Origin of the sequence: Vibrio sp. 10N.261.54.E10 (assembly GCF_002877735.2) — a bacterium.
In the GTDB taxonomy this organism is placed as follows: Bacteria; Pseudomonadota; Gammaproteobacteria; order Enterobacterales; family Vibrionaceae; genus Vibrio; species Vibrio crassostreae_C.
On record NZ_MCXE02000001.1, the window covers coordinates 1,856,788 to 1,880,502 of the forward strand.

At 43.7% G+C, this 23,715-nt stretch carries 18 protein-coding genes and 1 pseudogene; 13 read left to right on the forward strand and 6 right to left on the reverse strand.

What is annotated here, in order from left to right; all coding sequences use genetic code 11:
- Window positions 1-121 precede the first annotated feature (121 nt).
- The 4 genes from BCU07_RS08070 to BCU07_RS08085 are packed head-to-tail and all read left to right on the forward strand — an operon-like array spanning window position 122 to window position 2,809.
- Window positions 122-901: a sulfite exporter TauE/SafE family protein gene (locus BCU07_RS08070; protein ID WP_017062114.1), complete on the forward strand. Its 780-nt coding sequence runs from the start codon at window positions 122-124 to the stop codon at window positions 899-901.
- 22 nt (window positions 902-923) lie between these two features.
- Entirely contained in the window at window positions 924-1,472 is a 549-nt protein-coding gene (locus tag BCU07_RS08075; protein WP_017062115.1) for a primosomal replication protein, read from the forward strand.
- The gene (gene rsmS, locus BCU07_RS08080; protein ID WP_017055021.1) at window positions 1,462-1,632 is read left to right on the forward strand and encodes a pleiotropic regulatory protein RsmS; all 171 of its coding nucleotides are present in this window, start codon (window positions 1,462-1,464) and stop codon (window positions 1,630-1,632) included. Before BCU07_RS08075 ends, rsmS begins: the two co-directional genes overlap by 11 nt.
- Window positions 1,633-1,675: 43 nt before the next feature.
- A complete protein-coding gene (locus BCU07_RS08085; RefSeq protein WP_102427858.1) occupies window positions 1,676-2,809 on the forward strand; it encodes a cupin domain-containing protein in 1,134 nt (377 codons plus the stop codon).
- A gap of 112 nt (window positions 2,810-2,921) precedes the next feature.
- Here BCU07_RS08085 and BCU07_RS08090 read toward each other — a convergent pair whose 3' ends face one another.
- On the reverse strand, window positions 2,922-5,039 hold the full coding sequence (locus BCU07_RS08090) for a methyl-accepting chemotaxis protein (protein ID WP_102427859.1): 2,118 nt from the start codon (window positions 5,037-5,039) through the stop codon (window positions 2,922-2,924).
- A 499-nt stretch (window positions 5,040-5,538) separates the two neighbouring features.
- On the opposite strand from BCU07_RS08090, the gene emrD reads away from it, so the two are divergent.
- The 3 genes from emrD to xthA all read left to right on the forward strand — a co-directional run bounded on the left by emrD (window position 5,539) and on the right by xthA (window position 10,159).
- Window positions 5,539-6,744: a multidrug efflux MFS transporter EmrD gene (gene emrD / locus BCU07_RS08095; RefSeq protein ID WP_102427860.1), complete on the forward strand. Its 1,206-nt coding sequence runs from the start codon at window positions 5,539-5,541 to the stop codon at window positions 6,742-6,744.
- A gap of 348 nt (window positions 6,745-7,092) precedes the next feature.
- The gene (locus BCU07_RS08100; protein WP_198599041.1) at window positions 7,093-9,183 is read left to right on the forward strand and encodes a S9 family peptidase; all 2,091 of its coding nucleotides are present in this window, start codon (window positions 7,093-7,095) and stop codon (window positions 9,181-9,183) included.
- A gap of 169 nt (window positions 9,184-9,352) precedes the next feature.
- Window positions 9,353-10,159 carry an exodeoxyribonuclease III gene (gene xthA, locus BCU07_RS08105; RefSeq protein WP_010437369.1) on the forward strand — a complete coding sequence of 269 codons (807 nt, stop codon included), beginning with the start codon at window positions 9,353-9,355 and terminating at the stop codon, window positions 10,157-10,159.
- A gap of 71 nt (window positions 10,160-10,230) precedes the next feature.
- On the opposite strand, the gene BCU07_RS08110 is transcribed toward xthA, so the two are convergent.
- The 4 genes from BCU07_RS08110 to BCU07_RS08125 form a co-directional block, all read right to left on the reverse strand.
- Window positions 10,231-10,908 carry an ABC transporter permease gene (locus BCU07_RS08110; RefSeq protein WP_102427862.1) on the reverse strand — a complete coding sequence of 226 codons (678 nt, stop codon included), beginning with the start codon at window positions 10,906-10,908 and terminating at the stop codon, window positions 10,231-10,233.
- A gap of 2 nt (window positions 10,909-10,910) precedes the next feature.
- The gene (locus tag BCU07_RS08115) at window positions 10,911-11,651 is read right to left on the reverse strand and encodes an ABC transporter permease (protein WP_017062124.1); all 741 of its coding nucleotides are present in this window, start codon (window positions 11,649-11,651) and stop codon (window positions 10,911-10,913) included.
- A 78-nt stretch (window positions 11,652-11,729) separates the two neighbouring features.
- Window positions 11,730-12,500, reverse strand: a complete 771-nt coding sequence (locus BCU07_RS08120) for an ABC transporter substrate-binding protein (RefSeq protein WP_010437364.1) — start codon at window positions 12,498-12,500, stop codon at window positions 11,730-11,732.
- Window positions 12,501-12,630: 130 nt separating this feature from the next.
- On the reverse strand, window positions 12,631-13,401 hold the full coding sequence (locus BCU07_RS08125) for an ABC transporter ATP-binding protein (RefSeq protein ID WP_102427863.1): 771 nt from the start codon (window positions 13,399-13,401) through the stop codon (window positions 12,631-12,633).
- 789 nt (window positions 13,402-14,190) lie between these two features.
- Between BCU07_RS08125 and BCU07_RS08130 the strand changes: the two genes are divergently transcribed.
- From BCU07_RS08130 to BCU07_RS08150, 5 genes are all read left to right on the forward strand, one after another.
- Window positions 14,191-15,732, forward strand: a complete 1,542-nt coding sequence (locus BCU07_RS08130; protein ID WP_102427864.1) for a DUF3360 family protein — start codon at window positions 14,191-14,193, stop codon at window positions 15,730-15,732.
- A 307-nt stretch (window positions 15,733-16,039) separates the two neighbouring features.
- The gene (pflB, locus tag BCU07_RS08135; protein WP_102427865.1) at window positions 16,040-18,316 is read left to right on the forward strand and encodes a formate C-acetyltransferase; all 2,277 of its coding nucleotides are present in this window, start codon (window positions 16,040-16,042) and stop codon (window positions 18,314-18,316) included.
- A gap of 200 nt (window positions 18,317-18,516) precedes the next feature.
- Entirely contained in the window at window positions 18,517-19,506 is a 990-nt protein-coding gene (locus BCU07_RS08140) for a lipid A deacylase LpxR family protein (protein WP_102332498.1), read from the forward strand.
- A gap of 164 nt (window positions 19,507-19,670) precedes the next feature.
- Window positions 19,671-20,411: a pyruvate formate lyase 1-activating protein gene (pflA, locus tag BCU07_RS08145; protein WP_010437353.1), complete on the forward strand. Its 741-nt coding sequence runs from the start codon at window positions 19,671-19,673 to the stop codon at window positions 20,409-20,411.
- Between the two features lie 224 nt (window positions 20,412-20,635).
- Window positions 20,636-21,136 carry a YfbU family protein gene (locus BCU07_RS08150; RefSeq protein ID WP_017070032.1) on the forward strand — a complete coding sequence of 167 codons (501 nt, stop codon included), beginning with the start codon at window positions 20,636-20,638 and terminating at the stop codon, window positions 21,134-21,136.
- Window positions 21,137-21,244: 108 nt separating this feature from the next.
- Here the strand turns inward: BCU07_RS08150 and BCU07_RS08155 are convergent.
- Window positions 21,245-21,385 (reverse strand): annotated as a pseudogene (locus tag BCU07_RS08155) (MipA/OmpV family protein); the annotation flags it as partial.
- A gap of 379 nt (window positions 21,386-21,764) precedes the next feature.
- Between BCU07_RS08155 and BCU07_RS08160 the strand changes: the two are divergent.
- Complete coding sequence (locus tag BCU07_RS08160) at window positions 21,765-23,699, forward strand: PrkA family serine protein kinase (protein ID WP_017062132.1); 1,935 nt, start codon at window positions 21,765-21,767, stop codon at window positions 23,697-23,699.
- Window positions 23,700-23,715: the final 16 nt, after the last annotated feature.

Genomic DNA, 23,715 nt, shown 5'->3' on the forward strand with positions numbered 1-23,715 from the left:
TGCCCTTGAGGTAGTTATGGGCCTTCATCGCTAGGCCCTTGCATTCACAACCCAACATGACTAATCCATAGATTTTTCATGTGGCTGCCCTATCAGCCGATAACGAGAACACTAGCTATTTATGGAAATGATTGAGCCAACCATGTTGGTCATACTTGCTCTGGTTGCATTTGCAGCAGGCTTTATTGATGCTGTCGCAGGTGGCGGAGGGATGTTAACCGTTCCAGCTTTACTGTCACTTGGTTTACCGCCACACATCGCATTGGGTACTAACAAGCTTGCAGCAACCTTCGCTTCATCTACAGCTGCATTCACTTACTACCGTAAAAAGCTGTTCAAGCCTGAGTGTTGGGTCAATGCATTCATATCTACTTTAATAGGTGCGACCATCGGCACACTCACTGTTGATGCCATTAGCACCGAGTGGTTAGAGAAGGTATTGCCGTTAGTCATTCTTGCCGCAGCGGTCTATACCATTTTTCATAAGACTCCAGATGTGAGCCATAATGTGTCTCCTAAGCCATGCCCTGTGCTTAAGAGAAAACAAAAGTACCAAGGATTCATTCTTGGCTTTTATGATGGGGTTGCTGGCCCAGGAACTGGCGCGTTTTGGACGGTAAGCTCTATGGCGCTTTATCGCTTAAACATCTTACTTGCCTCTGGTCTATCCAAAGCCATGAACTTTACCAGTAACTTTACCTCTTTGGTGACCTTCGCGATTCTTGGTCATATTGATTGGGTTCTAGGTTTAACCATGGGCCTTTGTTTGATGGCCGGTGCATTTGTTGGCGCTCACTCTGCTATTCGGTTCGGTGCTACATTTATAAGACCTGTGTTTGTTACAGTTGTAAGCGTACTTGCAATTAAACTGGCATACGAAGCTTGGTTTGTGAACTTATAGGCAGTAGCCAACGGGAAGTGAAATGAATCAATTTTCAAAGCTAAAAAGTGTTATTGATACCTTGATTGGCCATTGCTCGCAGGTTGACAAATCTCGAGGGGCTTATCATCAAGCCTTGTTTGACCGAGCCTTATTTAAATGCGGCGCCTCTGTTTTGCTTCCCTATGCACTTGAAACTCAGGCAACGTACCGCACCATTGTACGTGAACAAACCTCAAATCAACTGACCGCGTCCAGAGCCAACTACCTGACAGAAAAGCTGACCAATCAGATTGCAGCAATCCAAAGAGAGTTAGCCAACCACGATTTACGCTTGGACCGAAAAAGCAAGTCAGGGAAAACCCTGAACGACCTATACAACGAACTCGCCCAGCACCAAGACTGGCAAAAGCGATTGGTCGATTTAGTACGAGTACGAAAGTTAACGTTTGATTCTGCGCCTCGCCACAGTAAGAAAAAAGCGGAAGAGGCTTGGCAGTTAGCAAAAGAGCGATTAGAACGCTGTGAAGACTCAATGAAAAATATTGAGAGACTGATTAACTTAGAGAACCCTAAGCGAAATGAACACTGATAACACACCATCACCACTGGATAACGCACCAGAAGAAGTTAAGTTAGCTGTCGACCTGATCTATCTGCTCGAAAGCAACGAAATCGATCCAAAAGTCGCGTTAGAAGCAATCAAAATTGTCCAGCAAGATTTACAAGCCAAACTAGCATCTAGCATCTAGCATCTAGCATCTAGCATCTAGCATAAAAATATACAGGATTCACATGTACCAACTCAGCTTTTCTATGCCCGAGTTTCTTGAAAACTACTGGCATAAAAAACCAACCATCTTAAAGGGTGGCTTCCAAAACTTCGTCGACCCAATTTCGCCGGAAGAACTTGCTGGTTTATCGATGGAAGAAGAAGTGGATTCTCGCTTTGTCTCTAACCTCGACAATCAGTGGACTGCAGAACACGGCCCATTCTCTGAAGAAAAGTTTGGCGAATTAACCGAAACTCATTGGCAACTGATCGTTCAAGCAGCGAACCACTGGCACCAAGGCGCAAATCAGCTGACTGAGGCGTTCCAAGCGTTACCAAACTGGTTATTCGACGATCTCATGATCTGCTACTCAGCACCTGAAGGCGGCGTAGGCCCACATATTGATCAATACGATGTCTTCATCATTCAAGGTCAAGGCAAACGTCAATGGAAGGTTGGCGCTAAAGATGTTGGCCAATACAAAGAGACTGTTCAAGCGTCTGCACTTCGTCAAATTGAAGGTTTTGACCCAATCATTGATGAAACTTTAGAGCCGGGCGATATCCTTTATATCCCACCAGGTTTCCCACATGAAGGGAGCACGTTAGAGCCGTCAATGAGCTACTCTATTGGCTACCGCTCGCCTAAAGAACAAGAACTGATCAGCAACTTTGCCGATTTTGTGCTTGCTCATGATATGGGTGACGTACACCTGCACGATCCAGAATTCAAAATGCAAGAAGGCTACGGAAAAATTCGTTCATCGGATTTAAGCAATCTCACAGACATGTTGAAATCTGCACTAGAGCAACCTGAAACCATCAGTGAATTCATGGGTTGTCTGCTAAGCCAATCACGCCACCAGCTTGATATCGTTGCTCCAGAGCCACTATGGACTCAAGAAGAGATCGCTCAACACTTAGAGTCTGAAGGTGAGATTCACCGAGTATCAGGCTTAAAGGCGCTCTACCACGAAAATGAAAGCAACACTGCTTACATCAATGGCGAAGTGGTTAAGGTTGATAAAGCGGATTCTTCGTTACTCAACATACTTTGCGATGAGACCATGATTACCTCGGCTACTGCCCTATCTCCTTCGGGCATAACTGTCGCGACTGAATTGGTCAACAAAGGCTACTGGTTTATCGAAGAGTAAGCAGCGTCAACCGCTGGTTATTGCATAGCCTCTAAATAAACAATTAAAAAAGGGACAAATGAAATCTTCATTTGTCCCTTTTTCTATTCAAGAACTGGTTAAGGCTTAATGCTTATACCTTGAACTGATTGACCAACTTCTTTTGTTGTTGAGACAGTTGGTCAATTTCATTGCCGACTTGCTCAGAAGCCGCGGCTTGCTCCAAGATCTTCGCACTCAAATCGCGAATATTAACCACGCTTTGATTTACTTCACCGGAAACCGATTGTTGCTCTTCGGCTGCTCGAACGATCTGACTGTTCATATCACTGATCGCCTCAATAGAAGTAAAGATCGACCCCAGATCTTCAACTGCTTTCTGAACGTGTAGTGCTGTATCGTTAGCTAGGATATTGCCTTCTTGTATTGCTTCAACGACATTTTGAGTTCCAGCATGAACCTTGTCGATCACCGCTCTGATCTCACCAACCGATGACTGGGTGCGACTTGCGAGGTTTCTTACCTCATCCGCAACAACAGCAAAACCTCGACCTTGTTCGCCAGCACGAGCCGCTTCAATCGCCGCGTTCAATGCCAGTAAGTTAGTTTGCTCAGAGATCCCTTCAATCACACTTAAGATCTCGGTGATGTTTCCGTTATTTTTTGCCAATTCTTCAACAATAGGAACAGCACTCGACATACGCTCCACCAGCTTTCTCATTTCACCTGCTGAAAGTTCGATGACTTGTTGCCCTTGTTGAGCAGAACGATTCGCTTCGCACGCTGCATCAACGGCCACTTCTGCATTTTGTACCACTAAGCCCGCAGTTTGAGTCATCTCTTCGGCCGCTGTCGCGACTAGATCCACTTCTTTAAATTGAGACTCGCTGCTTTCACGAGTACTTGATGCTGATGCTTTCGCTTGGCTGGTAGTATTTGCCACTTGTTCTGTGGTGTGAATGACTTCTTTGATTGTGTGTTGCAGCTTATCTAGGAACAGGTTAAATCCTTTTGACAACTGACCGATTTCATCTTGAGACTTCACTTCCAAGCGCTGCGTCAAATCACCTTCACCTGAAGCGATGTCATTCAACCTTTCCACAACCTGACGAATCGGCTTCACAATAGACAACGAGGCAAACGCGATAATGGCTAAGCCAAAGATAATAAACACTGTACCGGCGATCACTTCTGTTTTGATGCCTTCACTTAGCTTAGTGCTAATGATGGAATCCAATTTATTTGCGTCAGCGACGACACTGTCTCTTGGGATCTCAAACAACACCCCCCAAGTTTGGTTAGCTGCAACAACAGGTGCAAAGGCAAGTAACCACTCACCGTTCTCGCTCCATTGCGTTGTCACTTCACCACCAAAGATAAAGTCGGTCATTAAATCACTGTTTGTACTGCCACTTTGGAAAGTTGAACCGACTGCAATGCTTGAATCATCAGAAGCGATGACCGAACCATCTAGACTAACCACGTAAGCTTTACCCGCACCGTTAAACAAGCTCTGGTCAGATTGAGTAATCACACTGGTTAAACCATCAAGTCTTAGATCAATACCAAGAAAACCAATAGCAACGTCGTCAACCAAAATAGGGACTGAAATAGAGGACGTAAGTAGTGCTACACCACCGCTGTTCACGACTCTCGGCGTACTAATACACGTTTGCCCTGAAGACAAAGGACAGTAAAAACGTTCGCTATTGCTGTCATCATTCAAGATAGATTCTGAAAGAACGTTCGCTAGAACATTTTCACCGTTATCTGCCACCTTCCAGTAAGGAGCAAAACGACCTTTTTCGTTAGAACCAACATAATCAGCATCGACATAATTCGCATCTTCACTATCGAGCAAGTCAGGCTTGAAAACTAGATACGCTCCTTGAATAGAGTCGAAGTTTAAAACCGAGCGACGAACCATTTCATCCAAGGCGGTACGAAGCTCTTCACTTGGTGTAAAGTTTTCGTCTGCATTGTTTTTTAGAAACTGAGCACTGGCCGCAAGCATCTCTGCGCGGTAAATAGCTTCGTCTACATAACGTTGAGTTTCTTGAGCGTTTAGCTGAGAAACAGACGCCAGCAACTGCTGAGTTTTATTGATAACTGATTCTGAACTTTGAGATTTGATGACTTGTTGATTACTCGTCGCGTTGTAGATCGAGAAACCAATAAGAGACAGTGACGTAATGATTAAACAACAACCTGCTAAGAGGGTTATTTTCCACTGTACCGATAGAGAGCGCATTTAATATCCTTATTTAAGCCAAAAGACTTCCATAACCATAACTATCACATCGACAACGAATTGCTGTACACAATGTAAATGAGTTAGACGAATAGCTTAGCGGATAATTACAGCACAAATTGCTTACATATAAAACGAAAGTTTATACAAATGTTAATAGAGCGTGTTTTCTTCCTTTTTTCTGTGATTTCAAATGATGTACTCATATAATCATTAGCTGTGTTGCTTAGGTTTTAGCGCTTTGGACATAGCCAGAACATCGATATTTAAAGGAAGCCCACTCCACCCTCTCCCTCTTTAAAATGCAGTAACTTCGGATTAGTTTTTATAATCCAAGTTATAGATTTTTATCTTGCTCAACTTCACACTTTTTGATTGCTAAGCCCGCAATCAAGATCTAATATCTCGCGCCTAGATTCCCTGAACACTTTATTCATTTGGCTCTCCTTTAATGGAGCGCTAAGGCTTTTTACGTCTTAATTTTTGGAGAGATACGCAAATGTCCGCCTCGTTTCCATTAGCGAAACTTACCTTTTTAATCGCTATTCTGACTGCCGTAGGTCAAATGACTCAAACGATGTACGTGCCTTCTATCGGTCATATGGCAGGTGAGTTCTTAGTTTCGGCATCTTCACTGCAGGCAGTGATGGCGTGTTACTTGATCCCTTATGGTCTGTCGCAATTTGTTTACGGCCCACTTTCAGATCGCCTAGGTCGTAAACCGATCATCGTGATTGGTTTGATCATCTACATCATCGGTACTTTGGTAGCATTGTTCGCTCACGAATATGAATGGTTCTTAGCGGGCAGCTTTATCCAAGGTTTGGGCATCGGTTGTGGTGGTGCGATGTCTCGTACATTGACTCGCGACTGTTTTGAAGGCGCAGAGCTGCACCGTGCAAACAGCTTGATTAGCATGTGTGTGATTTTCTCACCATTGATGGCTCCTGTACTGGGTGGTTACCTAACAGAAGTTTTCGGCTGGCGTTCTAGCTACTTATTCCTTGCGCTGTTTGGTATTGCTGTTGTGATCACTATGATGACGAGCATGATGGAAACACTGCCGAAAGAACGACGCAAGCATGAATCGGTTGCCAACAGCTACAAGTTCGTTCTGTCTGATAAACGTTTCCAAGGTTTCTTATTGGTATTAGTCGCAACCTTTGCTGGTGTAGCCGTATTTGAAGCAGCGGCAGGTGTGTTGCTTGGTGGCGTACTTGGCTTACCGGCAACCACAGTAAGCTTGCTGTTTGTCTTGCCTATTCCAGGTTACTTAGTCGGTGCAGGCTTATCTAGTTACATCGCACAACGTCGCTCTGAGCACCGTGCATTGAATGTTGGTCTGGTTGCGATATTGGTAGGCTCAACAGTGGTATTGATACCGGGTCTGTTTGGTCAAACAACAGCATTAACTTTGATTGGCGGTGCCACAATTTACTTCTTGGGCGCTGGCATATTATTCCCAGCAGCAACAACAGGGGCACTTTCGCCATTCCCGTACCACGCTGGTACTGGAGGTGCGATTTTAGGTGGTATGCAAAACCTAGGTGCTGGCATCGCAACACTATTGGCATCGTTCTTCCCAGCTCAAGACCAACTGCCACTCGGTTGCCTGATGATTGCTATGTCATTCATCGCTATGCTTGGTTTACGTTGGGTTAATCGTAAACCTGACCACTCAAACGAAATGCCATTGGCTATTTAACGTAAAACTCGAATCTTGCTAAACAAAGGAAAGGGACATACTGAAAAGTGTGTCCCTTTTTGTTGCACATTTATTCCTTCCACTCTCACGTATCAGTAATTTCATTTAACATTGCTTTGATTTTTTGAAAACAATAACAGACACTTACGATGAAGGTGCATATCCAGAATCCAATTATAAATAATATCACTGGAAGAACACCAACGTACCTGAACTCTCACAACAAAGGATGCTGGCATTAAAACGAGTAAGGTACACACTAAGGATATACAGATGCGTATCGCTTTAACCACATTAGCCGTATCAATAGCGCTTGTCGCCGGATGCAGCAATCAAGGAATCTCAACCATGAACCACTACTCTCAATCACAGCTCGTCGCTCAGCAAACCCAAGCACCCGTTGCTAAGAAAGTCCCTCACGCAATGACGATTCATGGTGAAACCCGAATCGATGATTACTATTGGATGCGCGATGATGCACGCCAAGATCCAGAGATATTGCAACAACTTGAGCAAGAGAATCAGTACGCAGATACGGTGTTGAAACATACAGAAGCAGCACAAAAACAATTATTTGAAGAGATTAAAGGCCGAATCGCGAAAGACGACAATTCGGTACCGGTTCGCAAAGGCAGTTACTACTACTCGAATAAGGTGACAGGCGACAACGAATATCCAGTTCACCTGCGTGAAAAAAACTTTTTAGGCACAGACAAGCAAGTCATCTTAGATGTAAACGAGCTAGCAAAAGAGCATGAATTCTTCAGTATTGGTGGCTTAACGATCAGCCCAGACGAAAACTTGTTGGCCTATGGCGAAGATACGCTAAGCCGCCGCATTTACACCATCAAGATCAAAGACCTCACAACAGGTGAATACCTAAAAGATGAAATTGAAGACGCTTCAAGTGCTATCGCGTGGCAAAACGACAACCAAGCCTTCTACTACATCAAAAAAAATCCACAAACATTGCTGGGTTATCAAGTTTACCGCCACGTGTTAGGCACAGCTCAGGCAAGCGATCAGTTAATCTACGAAGAAGCCGATAGCGCTTACTACACCTCTTTGAGTAAAAGCAAAGATGGAGAACAGGTCTACATTTGGCATTCGAGCACAGAAACCAGCGGTGTCTCAGTCATCGATGCCAACAACCCAAAGGCTACAGCTGAGGCTTTCTACCCAAAAGAGACCGGCATAGAGTACAGCATCGCTAAGCTAGGTGATTGGTATTACATCTACACCAACTACCAAGCGGTCAACTTCCGTTTAATGAAAGTCACAACCGAAGAGATGCATGATCGCTCAAAATGGGTCGATGTCATCCCAGCAGACGATAATACTCAGCTTGTAGATTTCGAGTTGTTTGATGACCATCTTGTCTACGAGCAACGCGCGGATGGCTTGTCTACAGTGAAAGTTCGCCAACTCTCAACAGGCCACGAGTTTCCACTTGAATTTAACGACACCGCATTTGCCGCTTACCTAACGAGTAACTATGAATTAGATAACGCAAAAGTTCGTATCTATTACAGCAGCTTAACCACGCCAGGTACTTACTATGATTTCGACCTAAGTACAGGTGAATCCGAACTCATGAAGCAAACACCCGTATTAGGTGATTTCGAAGCGGATAACTACCAATCAGAGCGAATCATGATTACGGCTCGCGATGGTAAGCAAGTTCCTGTCTCTTTGGTTTATCGTAAAGACTTATTTAAGAAAGACGGCACTAACCCAATCTACCAATACGGCTATGGGTCTTACGGCTCTACGATTGAACCTACCTTCAGCTCAACTCGCCTAAGCCTACTGGATAGAGGTTTTGTTTATGCCATCGCACATGTCCGCGGTTCAGAAATGCTTGGTCGCCCTTGGTATGAAGATGGCAAAAAACTGACCAAACAAAACACGTTCAACGACTTTATTGATGTAACCAAAGAGCTTGTTGAAGAAGGCTACGGCGCGAAAGATAAAGTGTTCGCCGTTGGGGGGTCTGCTGGCGGTCTATTGATGGGAGCAATCATCAACCAAGCACCAGAACTGTACCGTGGTATTGGTGCACATGTTCCGTTTGTAGACATTGTGACAACCATGCTCGATGAATCGATCCCTCTAACCACCAATGAGTATGACGAATGGGGTAACCCGAACGATAAAGCCTACTACGATTACATGCTGGGGTACTCACCGTACGACAACATTAAGGTACAAAACTACCCGAACATGTTGGTAACGACAGGCCTGCATGACTCACAGGTGCAGTACTTTGAGCCAATGAAATGGGTTGCGAAGCTGCGTGAAATGAAAACAGACAACAACGTATTGCTGTTCAAAACCGATATGGAAGCCGGTCACGGTGGCGCTTCTGGCCGATTTAAACGATTAAAAGAAGACGCACTTGAATACGCGTTCTTTTTGGATTTACTTAAGACTCAATAGATTCTACGTAACTGTAAGTATTCACATCATTTAATGTCGCCATTTTGTCTCTACAAAGTGGCGACAGAAATTATTAAGCATGGTTAAATACGATGAACCATGAAATCCACCAAATCAAAAACCTTTAAAAACAAGCAGTGACAAAGGTTTACGAGAGGTATAAAAACAAATGAAAGTAATTAGCTTCAACATCAACGGTCTTAGAGCCCGCCTTCACCAACTGCAAGCTATTATCGACAAACACCAACCCGACGTGATTGGTCTGCAAGAGATAAAAGTGCACGATGAAGCCTTCCCAATTGCTGATGTTGAAGCAATGGGCTATAAGGTTTACTTCCACGGTCAAAAAGCCCACTACGGTGTGGCAATGTTGTGTAAGCAAGAGCCTATTTCTGTGCAGAAGGGTTTCCCAACAGATAATGAAGACCATCAAAAGCGCATGATCATGGCGACGTTTGAAGATGAAAATGGTGAAAAGGTTACCGTGCTAAATGGCTACTTCCCTCAAGGGGATAACATCAAGCATGAAACAAAATACCCGTACAAACGCCAGTTCTACAAAGACTTGATGACTTACCTAAATGACTACCACAACAAAGACGAACAAGTCATTGTGATGGGCGACATTAATATCAGCCCTATCGACGCAGACATCGGCATCGGTGAACCTAATGCGAAACGTTGGTTGAAAACAGGTAAGTGCTCTTTCCAACCAGAAGAGCGAGAATGGTTGAAAACATTGATGGACTGGGGCTTTGTAGACAGCTTCCGCTTGCTGCACCCTGAAGTGAATGATCAATACTCGTGGTTTGATTACCGCTCAAAAGGCTTCGTAGACAACCGCGGCCTGCGTATTGATGTAGTCCTAGCGACTCAAAAGCTTGCTGATAAGTGTACTGAAGCTGGCATCGATTACGAGCTACGTGGTATCGAAAAACCGTCTGATCACGCGCCAATTTGGTCGACGTTCAAGTAACGAGTTAAACAGACACTTTCAATAAAAACGGCGCTCAATGAGCGCCGTTTTGTTAACTATGTAAAATGCAATTAGCTAAGTGGTCTTAGGTAAGCAAGGAAACGTTTCTCTGCGAATTTGAAAATCGCGATGATGATGAACGTTAACGCCATGTAGAACAGACCTGCCGTTAGGAAAGACTCGAATGGAGCGTAGTAACGTGAGTTAACCAAACGTGCTGCACCGGTTAAGTCCATAATGGTTACGATACCCGCTACCGCAGAGCCGTGAAGCATGAAGATGACTTCGTTACTGTAAGCCGGCAATGCGCGACGCAGAGCACTTGGTAAAATGATACGACGGTAAGTCTTCGGTGTACTCATGCCGTAAGCTTTTGCTGCTTCGACTTCACCTTTAGGTAAGCCGTTAATCGCACCACGAATGATCTCTGCGGTATAAGCTGACGTGTTAAGAATGAATGCCACCAAAGCACAGAACCATGCGTTTTCCCATAATGTGTCTTTCACTGGGAAGAATTGGTCCATACCGTAGTAAATCAGGTACAGCTGAACCAGTAATGGCGTACCACGGAAGAAATAGATGAATGACCAAGCAGGAGCGTTAATCAGCATATTTGGGCTGTTACGAGCGATAGCTAATGGTATGGCTACACATAAGCCAATGATCAAAGCTACGCAAACCATCCAAGCCGTTGTCCATAAACCACCAAGGTAAATCGGCAGGCTTTCAATTATCAATGAAAAGTCCATAACTACCTCGCGTGGATACTGAATTTACGTTCAACCAGCTTAAGTAAGCCCGTTGAAACACTGGTGAAGAATAAGAAGATAATCGCCACAGTCATGTAGAAAGTGAATGGCATTTTGGTTGAACCCGCCGCCAGTGCACTAACACGTACCATGTCTTCTAGGCCAATAATCGAAACCAGCGCAGTGGTTTTAAGTAATACCAGCCAGTTATTCCCAAAACCCGGTAATGCGTGACGAATCATCTGCGGTAGCAGTATGCGGTGAAACGCCTTTACAGGGCTCATACCATAAGCTTTTGCCGCTTCCATTTCACCGCTGTCGACAGCCATGATGGCACCACGGAACGTTTCTGCCATATAGGCACCGAAAATAAAGCCTATGGTTAAGACACCAGCAACAAATGGGCTGACATCAATATAATCAGGTAAGTAAGCGGTCCATTCGTGGTTAGGATCACTGGATGCAAACCACTCGTTGAGCCACTCGTTGATGGAATACAAACTGTTGTTTAGAAGGATTTGTCCACCAAAGAAAATCAGCATCATCAAGACTAGATCGGGAATGCCTCGAATGACGGTTGTATAGAGGGTTGCGATAGCGCGAGCCCAACGATAAGGCGCGAGTTTTGCTAAGGCACCTAGCATACCAAGAACCATAGCTAAAATTAGCGACAGCAAGGCAACTTCGATTGTAAGCACCGCCCCTTTCAGGATCGAAGCTTCATATCCTTGTAAATCAAACATAATGAATTCCAACAGAACTGCGAAAAGTTGGTAAGACAGGGAGAGGAGAGCCTCTCCCTTAAGAATTGGCGCTAGAGATTACTGACCGTATACGTCGTAGTTGAAGTATTTAGCAGCGATATCTTGGTAGATGCCTTTTTCACGAAGTGAAAGGATTGCCGCATCTAATTGCTTAGTCAGATCTTTGTCTTGCTTACGTAGAGCAATACCAAAACCTTCACCGAACCACTTAGGATCCGTTAGTGATGGGCCTACAAACTCGTAGTCTTCACCACCAGCTTTGTTTAGGACACCTTCTTCTAGAGCAGATGCATCACCTAGTACAGCAGCAACACGGCCGTTTGCTAGATCAAGGTAAGCTTCATCGAATGAACCGTAACGAACGATTTCTACTGTGTCACCGTAGTTATCTGTCAGGTATTTATCGTGGGTTGTTGCACGTTGAACCGCAATTTTTTGACCACTTAGATCGTCAAAGTTAAGGCCTGCGCCTTTCTTAGCGATGAACTTATTTGGGATAAGTGCGTATTTACCAGTGAAATCGATTTTTTTCTTACGCTCTTCCGTGATAGACATTGCCGCGATGATCGCATCATATTTACGAGCAAGTAGAGAAGGAATAATACCATCCCAATCTTGTGCAACGATCTTACACTGCACCTGCATTTCAGTACAAAGCGCGTTAGCCATATCAACATCGAAGCCTTTCAGTGAACCATCAGCTTCTGTCCAGCTAAATGGAGGATAAGCACCTTCAATACCGAAGCGTACTGTTTTCCATTCTTTTGCTTGAGCTACGCCCGTTGCAGCAGTTGCAGCAAGTGCCGCGACTAATAACCACTTTTTCATATCCCTACTCCTGTGATTTAGGTTTTTATGTTTTGCTAGTTTTTAATATTGTGTTTGTTATTACTGTACTTGTTGTGTTTCATTGTTCACACCGCCGCTGTTTACCTTGGCGACGGCATTTCAATTCTGATTAGTAAATCGAAGAGATAAATTTTTGTAATCGTTCAGATTCAGGTTCCGTAAACAGTTTAGCTGGATCGCCCTGTTCCTCCACTAAACCTTGATGGAGAAACATCACATGGTTTGATACATCACGAGCAAAAGCCATTTCATGTGTTACCACAAGCATGGTTCTTCCTTCTTCTGCTAAGTCACGCATTACGCCAAGAACTTCACCTACTAACTCTGGGTCAAGCGCCGATGTTGGCTCATCGAATAACATCACTTCAGGATCAACGGCTAACGCTCTTGCAATCGCAGCACGTTGTTGTTGCCCGCCAGACAAATGGCCTGGGTAGTAATCTTTGCGCTCATACAAACCTACTTTTTTAAGCAGTAGCTCTGCATTTTCAATCGCTTGAGCTTTAGGTACACCTAAGACATGAACAGGTGCTTCAATAACATTTTCGAGGACAGTCAGGTGAGACCATAGGTTAAAACCCTGAAAAACCATGGCTAGGCGAGAACGGATTCGCTGTACTTGTTTTTCGTTAGCAGGCACAGAAACACCTTGGCGGTTGTTTTTCATCTGAATTAATTCGCCGTTAACCCAAATCTCGCCAGCAGTAGGTGTCTCTAAAAGATTGATACATCTAAGGAAAGTACTTTTACCCGACCCTGAAGATCCGATAATCGATACTACATCGCCTTTATGCGCAGAAAGTGAAATTCCCTTTAAAACTTCATTTTGACCAAACGTCTTGTGTAAATCCTTTATGTCCAGCGCTGGTACATCTTTCATGCGCTTTCTCTCCCAAGTTTGTGAAAATGCAAGGTACTCCGACCTTTTCATGCGATACAAACTAGCACCACACGGATTAACATGCAACAAATTATTAACCTAAGAATTTGGAATAAATAGCGATTCACTCTGACTTATTATGCAAAAGGTAGCGTTTTCCCCTCAATTTAATGAATGAGTTCTATCAATAAGTCGTAATTACCACTCTTACATTGTTTACATAAAGTTAATCAAAATGAGATTTACGTAGCTCGATGTCTTACTAGCAAAACAAATTTTGTGTGCTAGAAAATGTCGCTGACAAAAAATATAACGCTCATAGAGCCATACACAACACACTATAAGGCACAGTAATTTTAAGGTTATTACATTGTAAGCATTTCACTCGGAACAGTTGGGAAGCAAGTAATAGTGAAATAACTCAGTAAGAATTGAGTATTGAACTCGAGCCATGACGACAAAGGCTCGAAGAAGATAGGTAAACGTCAATTTGTGAAAACTAATTACACGATTCATCAATGGGAAGTTAATGAATCGCTGCGTTTTGTAGCTTTCTTTCACATATACTCATAAAGTGATCAAGATCAATCACCCTAAAGGGTAAGCTTGTTAGACTCCTCAGCAAAGAATAAGGCATTAAAAATGCCAAACATTTCTTTTAACTTAGCTGCATAAAGCACAGCAAAACCGTGCAACATAATGTTAATGAGTTATAACTAAGAAATAACGCAATTACGCGAACTTATAGAATTCAATTTTAGAATTACTAACAAAAAATATGAGGAATCTATGTCAGACGTTGTCAATAATGCGAACTCTGAAGTAGAAGAGAAAAGCTATAAAGAGCTACACCGTCCTGCTTCTGAATTTGAGAGCCGCTCAGATTATCTAGATCACGAACTTCAAATCATGAAGCCTCGCCGCTTCGGTTTAAACCTTCCAGGTCGTGACTTCCGCTTTGAACTTGAAGATCTTGTTCCTGCACTTGCTGGTACTATTGGTATCATTGCGATGTACTCTGCAGTAATGATGTCGTGGGCTGATGGCCTAACTCAAGCTTGGGATCACGTAAACCTAGGTAAAGACTTCGCAATTGAAGTCGCTCGTGTAGAAATGCTTATTCCTGCACTACTGTTTTGTATCCTTGCTTCTGGTTTCTTTAACCCTAAAGCAAACCTTGCCGGCAACCACGGCCCAATGATCCCTCTTATCGGTACCATCGCTCTCGCTGGTGCTCACCCTCTTGCATTGGCCATCCTGATCGGTGTGTTCGGTCTCATCCTAAGTTTCCTAAAAGGCGGATCTAAACTTGTTAACCTAACTTCTGAAGGTACAGCAGGTGGCTTGCTCATATTCTTAGGCTTAACCGGTACCATGAGCCAAATCAACTCAATTCAAGCATGGGCGGTTGGTCTTCAATCTTCTACTGTTGAAGCGGGTAGCATGGGTTACGTGGGTCTTATCGTTCTTTCTATTACTATTGCTATCTACGCTTTCTTAGCAAAAGTGAACAAGCGTTGGTTAGCTATTCCAGTTTGTGCGTTTACAGGCCTTGCTATTGCATTAGCATTAGGCGCTGGTTTCGATATCAAATTCGTAACTGAAACAGGCATTCCAAACCTAAACCCAGTTTACTGGTGGGGTTCGACTTCTGAAGGTTGGATGCTTGGCTTGCCAAATGTTGAGCACTTCATCGCTTCGCTACCGTTCGCTATTCTTGCAGTAGCAATGTGGTCACCAGACTTCCTAGGTCACCGTATCTTCCAAGAGCTGAACTACCCTAAACGTTCTGAAAAAGTTCTGATGGACGTAGATGACACAATGACGATGTGTTCTGTTCGTCAAATGGTCGGTACTGCAGTAGGTGGTGGTAACATCACATCTTCTTGGGGTACTTACATGATCCCAGCAGCAATCGCGAAACGTCCAATTCCTGGCGGCGCAATCTTGCTTGGCTCTCTATGTATTATTGTTGCGATTCTTGGCTTCCCAATGGACGTAGCAGTATGGCCACCAGTGATGCGTGTTGCGCTACTTGTAGGTGTATCTCTACCTCTACTTGAAGCGGGTATGCAGATGGTTAAAGATTCAAAAGACTCTCAAGCAGCTGGTATCTGTATCTTCGGTTCAGCGGTTGTTAACCCAGTATTAGCATGGGCACTGACTATGCTTCTAGATAATAACGGTCTAATTGGTGATAAAGAGCGTGCAAAGCGTCTATCATTTGTAGATAAGATTGTTATCCCAGTTGGCGTTTTAGTTATCTGTCTGGTAGCAATGCTTGCAGTTGGTATGCTAGAAAGTCAATATGGCCTAAAAGCTTGGCTATAATGGTCCTTACTACACAAAAGTAGTATTAGGATTAAAAAAAAGTTTGGGTGGCAACCCCTGCCACTCAAATTTTTTCAACTTTTTTTGGCATTTATTGATTTAGTTTAAGGTTTACAGAAATTTTTTAGCGTAGTCTTGAATTCATAGAGTAAAGACAACATATAAAAGGTAGTGACAATATATATAACCATATGACGCTTATATGCTCATATATATTGTTATTAATAAGAGTGTACTACCCTTACGAGGGGCGCTGGCTCAACAGTGTTAATGTACGTATTTTTTCTACTAAAAAGGTAGGTATGTCATGGCAGAGCAATTTGCTAAAGCTTGGGAAGATTTTGCTGCAGGTGAGTGGCAAAGCGAAGTAAACGTTCGTGATTTCATTCAAAAGAACTACACGCCGTATGAAGGCGACGAGTCTTTCCTAGTTTCTGAGGGTACTGAAGCAACTAACAAGCTTTGGTCTTCGGTAATGGAAGGTATCAAACAGGAAAACGCAACTAAAGCACCTGTAGATTTCGATACTTCTGTTATCTCTACCATTACTGCTCACGATGCAGGTTACATTGAGAAAGATCTTGAGACTATCGTTGGTCTACAAACTGAGAAGCCACTAAAACGTGCAATCATCCCTAACGGTGGTGTGCGTATGGTTGAAGGTTCTTGTAAAGCATACGGTGAAACTCTTGACCCAATGGTTTCAAAAATCTACTCAGAATACCGCAAAACACACAATGCTGGCGTTTTCGATATCTACACTCCTGATATCCTAAAATGTCGTAAGTCTGGTGTTCTGACTGGTCTTCCTGATGCTTACGGCCGTGGTCGTATCATTGGTGACTACCGTCGTGTTGCACTTTACGGTATTGATTTCCTAATGAAAGACAAAGCGGCTCAATTCGCTTCTCTACAAGAGCGTTTCGAGAACGGCGAAGATCTTTCTGCAACAATGCAATTGCGTGAAGAGATCTCTGAGCAACATCGTGCTCTAGGTCAAATCAAGCAAATGGCTGAGAAATACGGTTTCGATATCTCTGAGCCAGCTCAAACAGCTCAAGAAGCTATCCAGTGGACTTACTTCGGCTACCTAGCTGCTGTTAAATCTCAAAACGGTGCTGCAATGTCTCTAGGTCGTACTTCGACTTTCCTAGACATCTACATCGAGCGTGATATCGCTGCTGGCAAGATCACTGAAGAACAAGCACAAGAAATGATCGACCACTTCGTAATGAAACTGCGTATGGTTCGTTTCCTACGTACTCCTGAGTACGATGAGCTGTTCTCTGGCGACCCAATCTGGGCAACAGAGTCTATGGGTGGTATGGGTATCGACGGTCGTACGCTAGTAACGCGTTCGAACTTCCGTTTCCTAAACTCTCTATACACTATGGGTCCTTCTCCAGAGCCAAACATCACTGTTCTTTGGTCTGAGCAACTACCTGACGGCTTCAAGCGTTTCTGTGCGAAGGTATCTATCGATACTTCTTCTATCCAGTACGAAAATGATGACCTAATGCGTCCTGACCTAGAGTCTGATGATTACGCTATCGCTTGTTGTGTATCTCCAATGATCGTTGGTAAGCAAATGCAGTTCTTCGGTGCTCGTGCTAACCTTGCGAAAACAATGCTTTACGCAATCAACGGCGGTGTGGACGAGAAACTTAAGATGCAAGTTGGTCCTGTTTCAGACAAGATCACTGACGAAGTTCTTAACTACGATGACGTAATGGGTCGCCTAGACACATTCATGGACTGGTTAGCTAAGCAATACGTGACTGCACTAAACAGCATTCACTACATGCACGACAAGTACAGCTACGAAGCGTCTCTAATGGCTCTTCATGACCGTGACGTTCGTCGTACTATGGCTTGTGGTATCGCTGGTCTATCTGTTGCAGCTGACTCACTATCTGCAATCAAGTTCGCGACTGTTAAACCAATCCGTGACGAAGATGGCATCGCAACTGACTTCGAAATCGAAGGCGATTACCCTAAATACGGTAACAACGACTCTCGTGTAGATGATATTGCTTGTGAACTAGTTTCTACGTTCATGAACAAGATCCGTAAGCTTAAGACTTACCGTAACTCTATCCCTACACAGTCAGTTCTTACTATCACGTCTAACGTTGTATACGGTAAGAAAACTGGTAACACTCCAGACGGTCGTCGTGCTGGCGCTCCTTTCGCTCCTGGTGCAAACCCAATGCACGGTCGTGATGAGAAAGGTGCTGTAGCATCACTAACGTCTGTAGGTAAACTACCGTTTGCTGACGCACAAGATGGTATCTCTTACACGTTCTCTATCGTGCCAAACGCACTAGGTAAAGAACAAGACAGCCAACGTGCTAACCTTGCAGGCCTAATGGATGGTTACTTCCACCACGAAGCTGGCATTGAAGGTGGTCAACACCTTAACGTTAACGTTCTTAACCGCGAAACTCTTGAAGACGCAGTTAAGCACCCTGAGAAATACCCTCAGCTAACAATCCGTGTATCTGGTTACGCTGTTCGCTTTAACTCTCTAACTGCAGAGCAACAAGCTGACGTAATCGCACGTACATTTACTGAGTCTCTATAAGCTCACGCTCAATAGACAGTAAATAATATTAGCCTCGCCAATGTGCGGGGCTTTTTTATATCTGAAATAAATCGCACTACACTCACCTATCCCGCGAAATGTTAGGTTGAGCAAAAAAGCACCCTGCCATTCACTTTTTTTCCACAAATTCTGTCAAATTACGGTAATATCGCGGTTCATAATTTAAGAGTAACTGCTCCATGAAATACCTGCGTTGTTTACCCCTGATTCTTCTCTCTTTCTCATCTTTAGCCTCTGAGCGTTCTACGTTAACTTTTGCTTTAGATAATGATGGTATTTTTGGTGTCGACCAAGACTATACCAACGGCTTATTTCTGGGTTACACATCATCAAGTATTACGCCATATAACTGGGTAAAACCATTGAGTCTTTCCTACTGGGGCGCAAGCTCTCTAGACAAGTGGGAAATCACCATTGGCCACAAGATGTATACGCCTTCTGACATTGAGTTAGAAACGCCATCGCCTAATGATCGCCCATACGCAGGTTACCTTCACACTGAATTCAATTACATCAGCTTAAACCCACAGCAAGCCCAGCGTTTTAATATCACGTTTGGTACTACGGGCGAACGTGCACTGTCTGAAGATGCTCAAAAGCTGGTTCACTCGATCACAAAATCAGATGAGCCGATGGGTTGGGAATACCAAGTTGATGATGAGTGGGCGGGAAGCGTTGGTTACCTAAGCCATTTCAACCTAATGCGTAATCAAGCTCTTGCGAATACTGACTACGAAATCTCTAACGTTTCTGAAATCAACGTCGGTAACTTTAGAAGTGATATCTCGACTGGTTTTATGTTCCGTTGGGGTACGGACTTAGGCGGTAACTTTGGTGCTGCTAACATCACCACAGAAAACCCATTCAAACCTGGCATGATCGGCGCATCAAACGCTGGTTGGTTTACCTATGCCGGCCTTGAAGGTCGCTACCGATTCAACGACCTGACTATCGAAGGCGATCGTTCTGAAATCGAAGATAATTGGCCGAATCCAGAACAATACGATGTGACTTTAGAGAACATTCAGGCTACTGCTGTGCTTGGTGTGGCTTGGTATAACCAATACGTTGGTGCATCTTTCGCGCTAACAGCAAAAACACCGGATTACGAAGAAGCGAAAGAGTCAGTGTACACCACTGGCGGTATCACAATGTTTGCTTTCTTCTAGCCACCAGTAAGGGCTTTCGTCCTTTACTTTTCAAGTTTAATAAAGGCAATCATCTTCACAGGTGGTTGCCTTTATTTTTAAAGGTCTCGTTACCATTTGACCCTATTTTATGTACCGATTTTGTAATAAAATAAACGGTATAAATTCCTCTACGAGAATAGCTCATGTCTACAACTGGTCGCATTCACTCATTCGAATCTTGTGGTACTGTCGATGGCCCTGGTATCCGCTTTATTGTGTTTCTTCAAGGCTGCTTAATGCGTTGTATGTACTGTCATAACCGTGATACATGGGATCTTCATGACGGAAAGGAAGTAACGGTCGAAGAGATCATCAACGAAGCAAAATCATACCGTCATTTCATGAAAGCATCAGGCGGTGGTATCACCTGTTCTGGTGGTGAAGCGATGCTACAACCTGAGTTTGTTCGTGATTTTTTCCGCGCAGCTCAAGCTGAAGGCATCCACACTTGTCTTGATACTAATGGCTACATTCGTAAGCACACTGAAGTGGTTGACGAAGTACTAGAAGCCTCTGATCTAGTGATGCTCGATCTTAAGCACATGCGAGATGAGATTCACCACGATTTCATTGGTGTATCAAACAGACGTACTCTGGATTTTGCGCGCTACCTACACAAAATCGGTAAGAAGACGTGGATTCGTTATGTGATTGTCCCTGGCTACACGGACACGCCTGAAGATGCTCATCTGCTAGGTGAATTCATCAAAGACATGGATAACATCGAGAAAGTAGAGCTGCTTCCATACCATAAGCTGGGTGCACATAAGTGGGAAGCACTTGGTTTTGACTACCCTCTTGAAGGTACAAATCCGCCAAGCAAAGAGAAAATGGATGAGATTGTTGCTGTTCTTAGCCAGTATCATTCAAACGTAAAATACTAATACTGCAGACGATGCTCAACCTCTATTTTAAACGCCTCAATTTCGATTGGGGCGTTTTCTTTTCTAGCGCTAACTATCCTTTCACTTTTCTTTACAACTTTTGTTTATCAATTAAAAAAATCATATTAAATCCGTGTTGAGATCATGTTTCCACGCGTAGGAATGCTGTTACTCTTACTGCAACAAAAGAATATAACATTTAGTTTTTTAGTGAGGCTCATCCCATGGAAATGACCAATGCTCAGCGTCTAATTCTATCAAATCAATACTACCTAATGTCTCAAATGAACCCTGAGAACTCGGCGAAATACCAGCGTCTACAAACGATTGTAGAACGTGGTTACGAACTCCAAATGCGTGAACTTAACAAAGAGTTTGGTTGTTTGACTGAAGCAGAATGTCGCGAAATTATCGACATCATGGAGATGTACCATGCAATGCAAGAGTCGAACAAAATGCTTGCAGAACAAGAGCGTGCTGAAGTAGACCAACGTCGCCTGCAGTTCTTAGGTTTTGATATCGCTTCTGAAGCGCAGATCGTACACTACGTGCGTTTCCTTGTTGATTCTGAAGGTCTTTACCCTCAATTCGACAAAGCCGATCACCACTTCAATAGCCAGATGCCAATGCTAGAGAAGTACCGTCGCATGCTAACAACATGGCGCAACTGCCCTCGTCAGTACCACCTATGTGCGACAGAGCTATCTCAAATCTTTAGCGCTTAATTCGTTAATAGATCAGCGATAACTTTTAAAAAGTTTCAAGAAAAAGGGTTACTCATCATGAGTAACCCTTTTTTTAATGTTCGCACACAAAGAGAAAAACCAAAGCAACTAGAAAACGTAAGCAACACCAACGTTCGCGGCCATATTGATACCACTTTCAAGTATTGGGCTATTCTCTATATCACCTTCAAGGTTGGTATAACGAACGCCACCAGTTACTCGAACATTTGGCGTAACATGCAGATAGCCACTATTTTGAACCCATTATTCTTCACTACATCTACCTATTTATTGAGCAATTTTTGATAACTTCGCGCATTATATGGTACTCCATTCCAAAAATCAATAGAGCCCAGTTATACATTTAATGCACATAAATCCATTGTGAGTATTGTTAAGCGACCTAAAATCTCAAAACAAACGGCCAGATCCCCTCGAATGTAAAATAATTTGATTCTACGCGCCTCAAGTTGCCTATTGCGCTCGCCACGTTTTTCACACGCAAAATTGTAAATAAATACATAATTGTTAAGCAAAATTGTGGAAGCGGGTCTAACCTTAAAATGTAGGGAGAGCCTATTTTTCAATCGCTCGTCAGTTTTGACTGGTTAACAAGGGGAATGTGACTATGAGTATCTTTGACCACTATCAATCACGTTATGAAGCAGCCAAGGAAGAAGAGCTGACATTGCAGGAGTTCTTAGGGCTGTGTAAAGACGATAAAAGTGCTTACGCTAATGCTGCCGAGCGCTTATTACTAGCCATTGGCGAACCAGAGGTTATTGACACTGCTCAAGACCCTCAACTGAGTCGTATTTTCTCGAACCGTGTCATCTCACGCTACAGCGAATTTAAAGATTTCTACGGTATGGAAGATGCGATTGAACAGATTGTTTCTTACTTAAAACATGCTGCGCAAGGTTTAGAAGAACGTAAACAAATCCTTTACCTACTTGGCCCTGTGGGCGGTGGTAAATCTTCTCTCGCTGAAAAACTCAAAGCCCTGATGCAGAAACTACCAATCTATGTATTGTCTGCTGACGGTGAACGAAGCCCAGTAAACGATCACCCATTCTGTCTATTCGACGTTAACGAAGACGGCGACTTATTGAAGAATGAATATGGCATTGAGAAACGCTATCTTCGCTCAATTATGTCTCCGTGGGCAGCGAAACGTCTGCACGATTTTGGCGGTGATATTTCCAAATTCAAAGTCATCAAACTGCGCCCTTCTATTCTCGATCAAGTTGCGATCGCGAAAACGGAGCCAGGTGATGAAAACAACCAAGATATCTCGTCTCTGGTTGGTAAAGTTGATATTCGTAAACTTGAACACTTCTCTCAAGATGATCCTGATGCCTACAGCTACTCTGGAGCGCTTTGTAAAGCCAACCAAGGTGTGATGGAATTCGTGGAGATGTTCAAAGCGCCAATCAAAGTATTACACCCTCTACTTACGGCAACACAAGAAGGTAACTTCAACGGTACCGAAGGGCTTTCTGCACTGCCATTTGACGGTATGATTCTCGCTCACTCGAACGAATCTGAGTGGCAGACCTTCCGTAACAACAAAAACAACGAAGCATTCCTCGACCGTGTGTACATTGTAAAAGTCCCTTACTGTCTGCGTGTGTCTGAAGAAGTTAAGATCTACAAGAAACTGCTTGAGCACAGTGAGCTATCCCAAGCGCCTTGCTCACCAAGCACACTCGATCTGCTATCGCAATTCAGCATTCTTTCGAGACTAAAAGAGCCTGAAAACTCATCTCTATTCTCTAAGATGCGTGTTTACGATGGTGAGACTCTAAAAGACACCGATCCAAAAGCGAAGAGCTACCAAGAGTACCGAGATTATGCTGGCGTTGACGAAGGCATGTCTGGGCTATCAACGCGTTTCGCCTTTAAGATCCTGTCTCGTGTGTTTAACTTCGACCAAGCCGAAGTGGCCGCGAACCCAGTGCACCTGTTCTACGTTATTGAGCAGCAAATCGAACGGGAGCAGTTCCCTCAAGAGACCGCCGAGAAGTACCTAGAGTTCTTGAAAGGATACCTAGTGCCACGCTACGTAGAGTTCATCGGTAAAGAAATTCAAACCGCTTATCTAGAGTCTTACTCTGAGTACGGTCAGAATATCTTCGACCGCTATGTCACCTACGCAGATTTCTGGATTCAAGACCAAGAGTACCGCGACCCAGAAACAGGCCAACTATTTGACCGTGCTTCTCTGAATGGTGAACTAGAGAAAATCGAGAAGACAGCCGGTATCAGTAACCCTAAAGACTTCCGAAATGAGATTGTGAACTTTGTGCTTCGTGCCAAAGCCAACAATAACGGTCAAAACCCAGTGTGGACGAGCTACGAGAAACTGCGCACTGTGATTGAGAAGAAAATGTTCTCTAACACAGAAGAGCTACTTCCTGTTATTTCGTTCAATGCTAAGACCTCAACGGATGATCAGAAAAAACATGACGACTTCGTTGCTCGTATGATGGAAAAAGGCTACACCGAGAAGCAAGTGAGACTGCTATCTGAGTGGTACCTAAGAGTTCGTAAATCCTCATAACTAAACGGTATTGAGC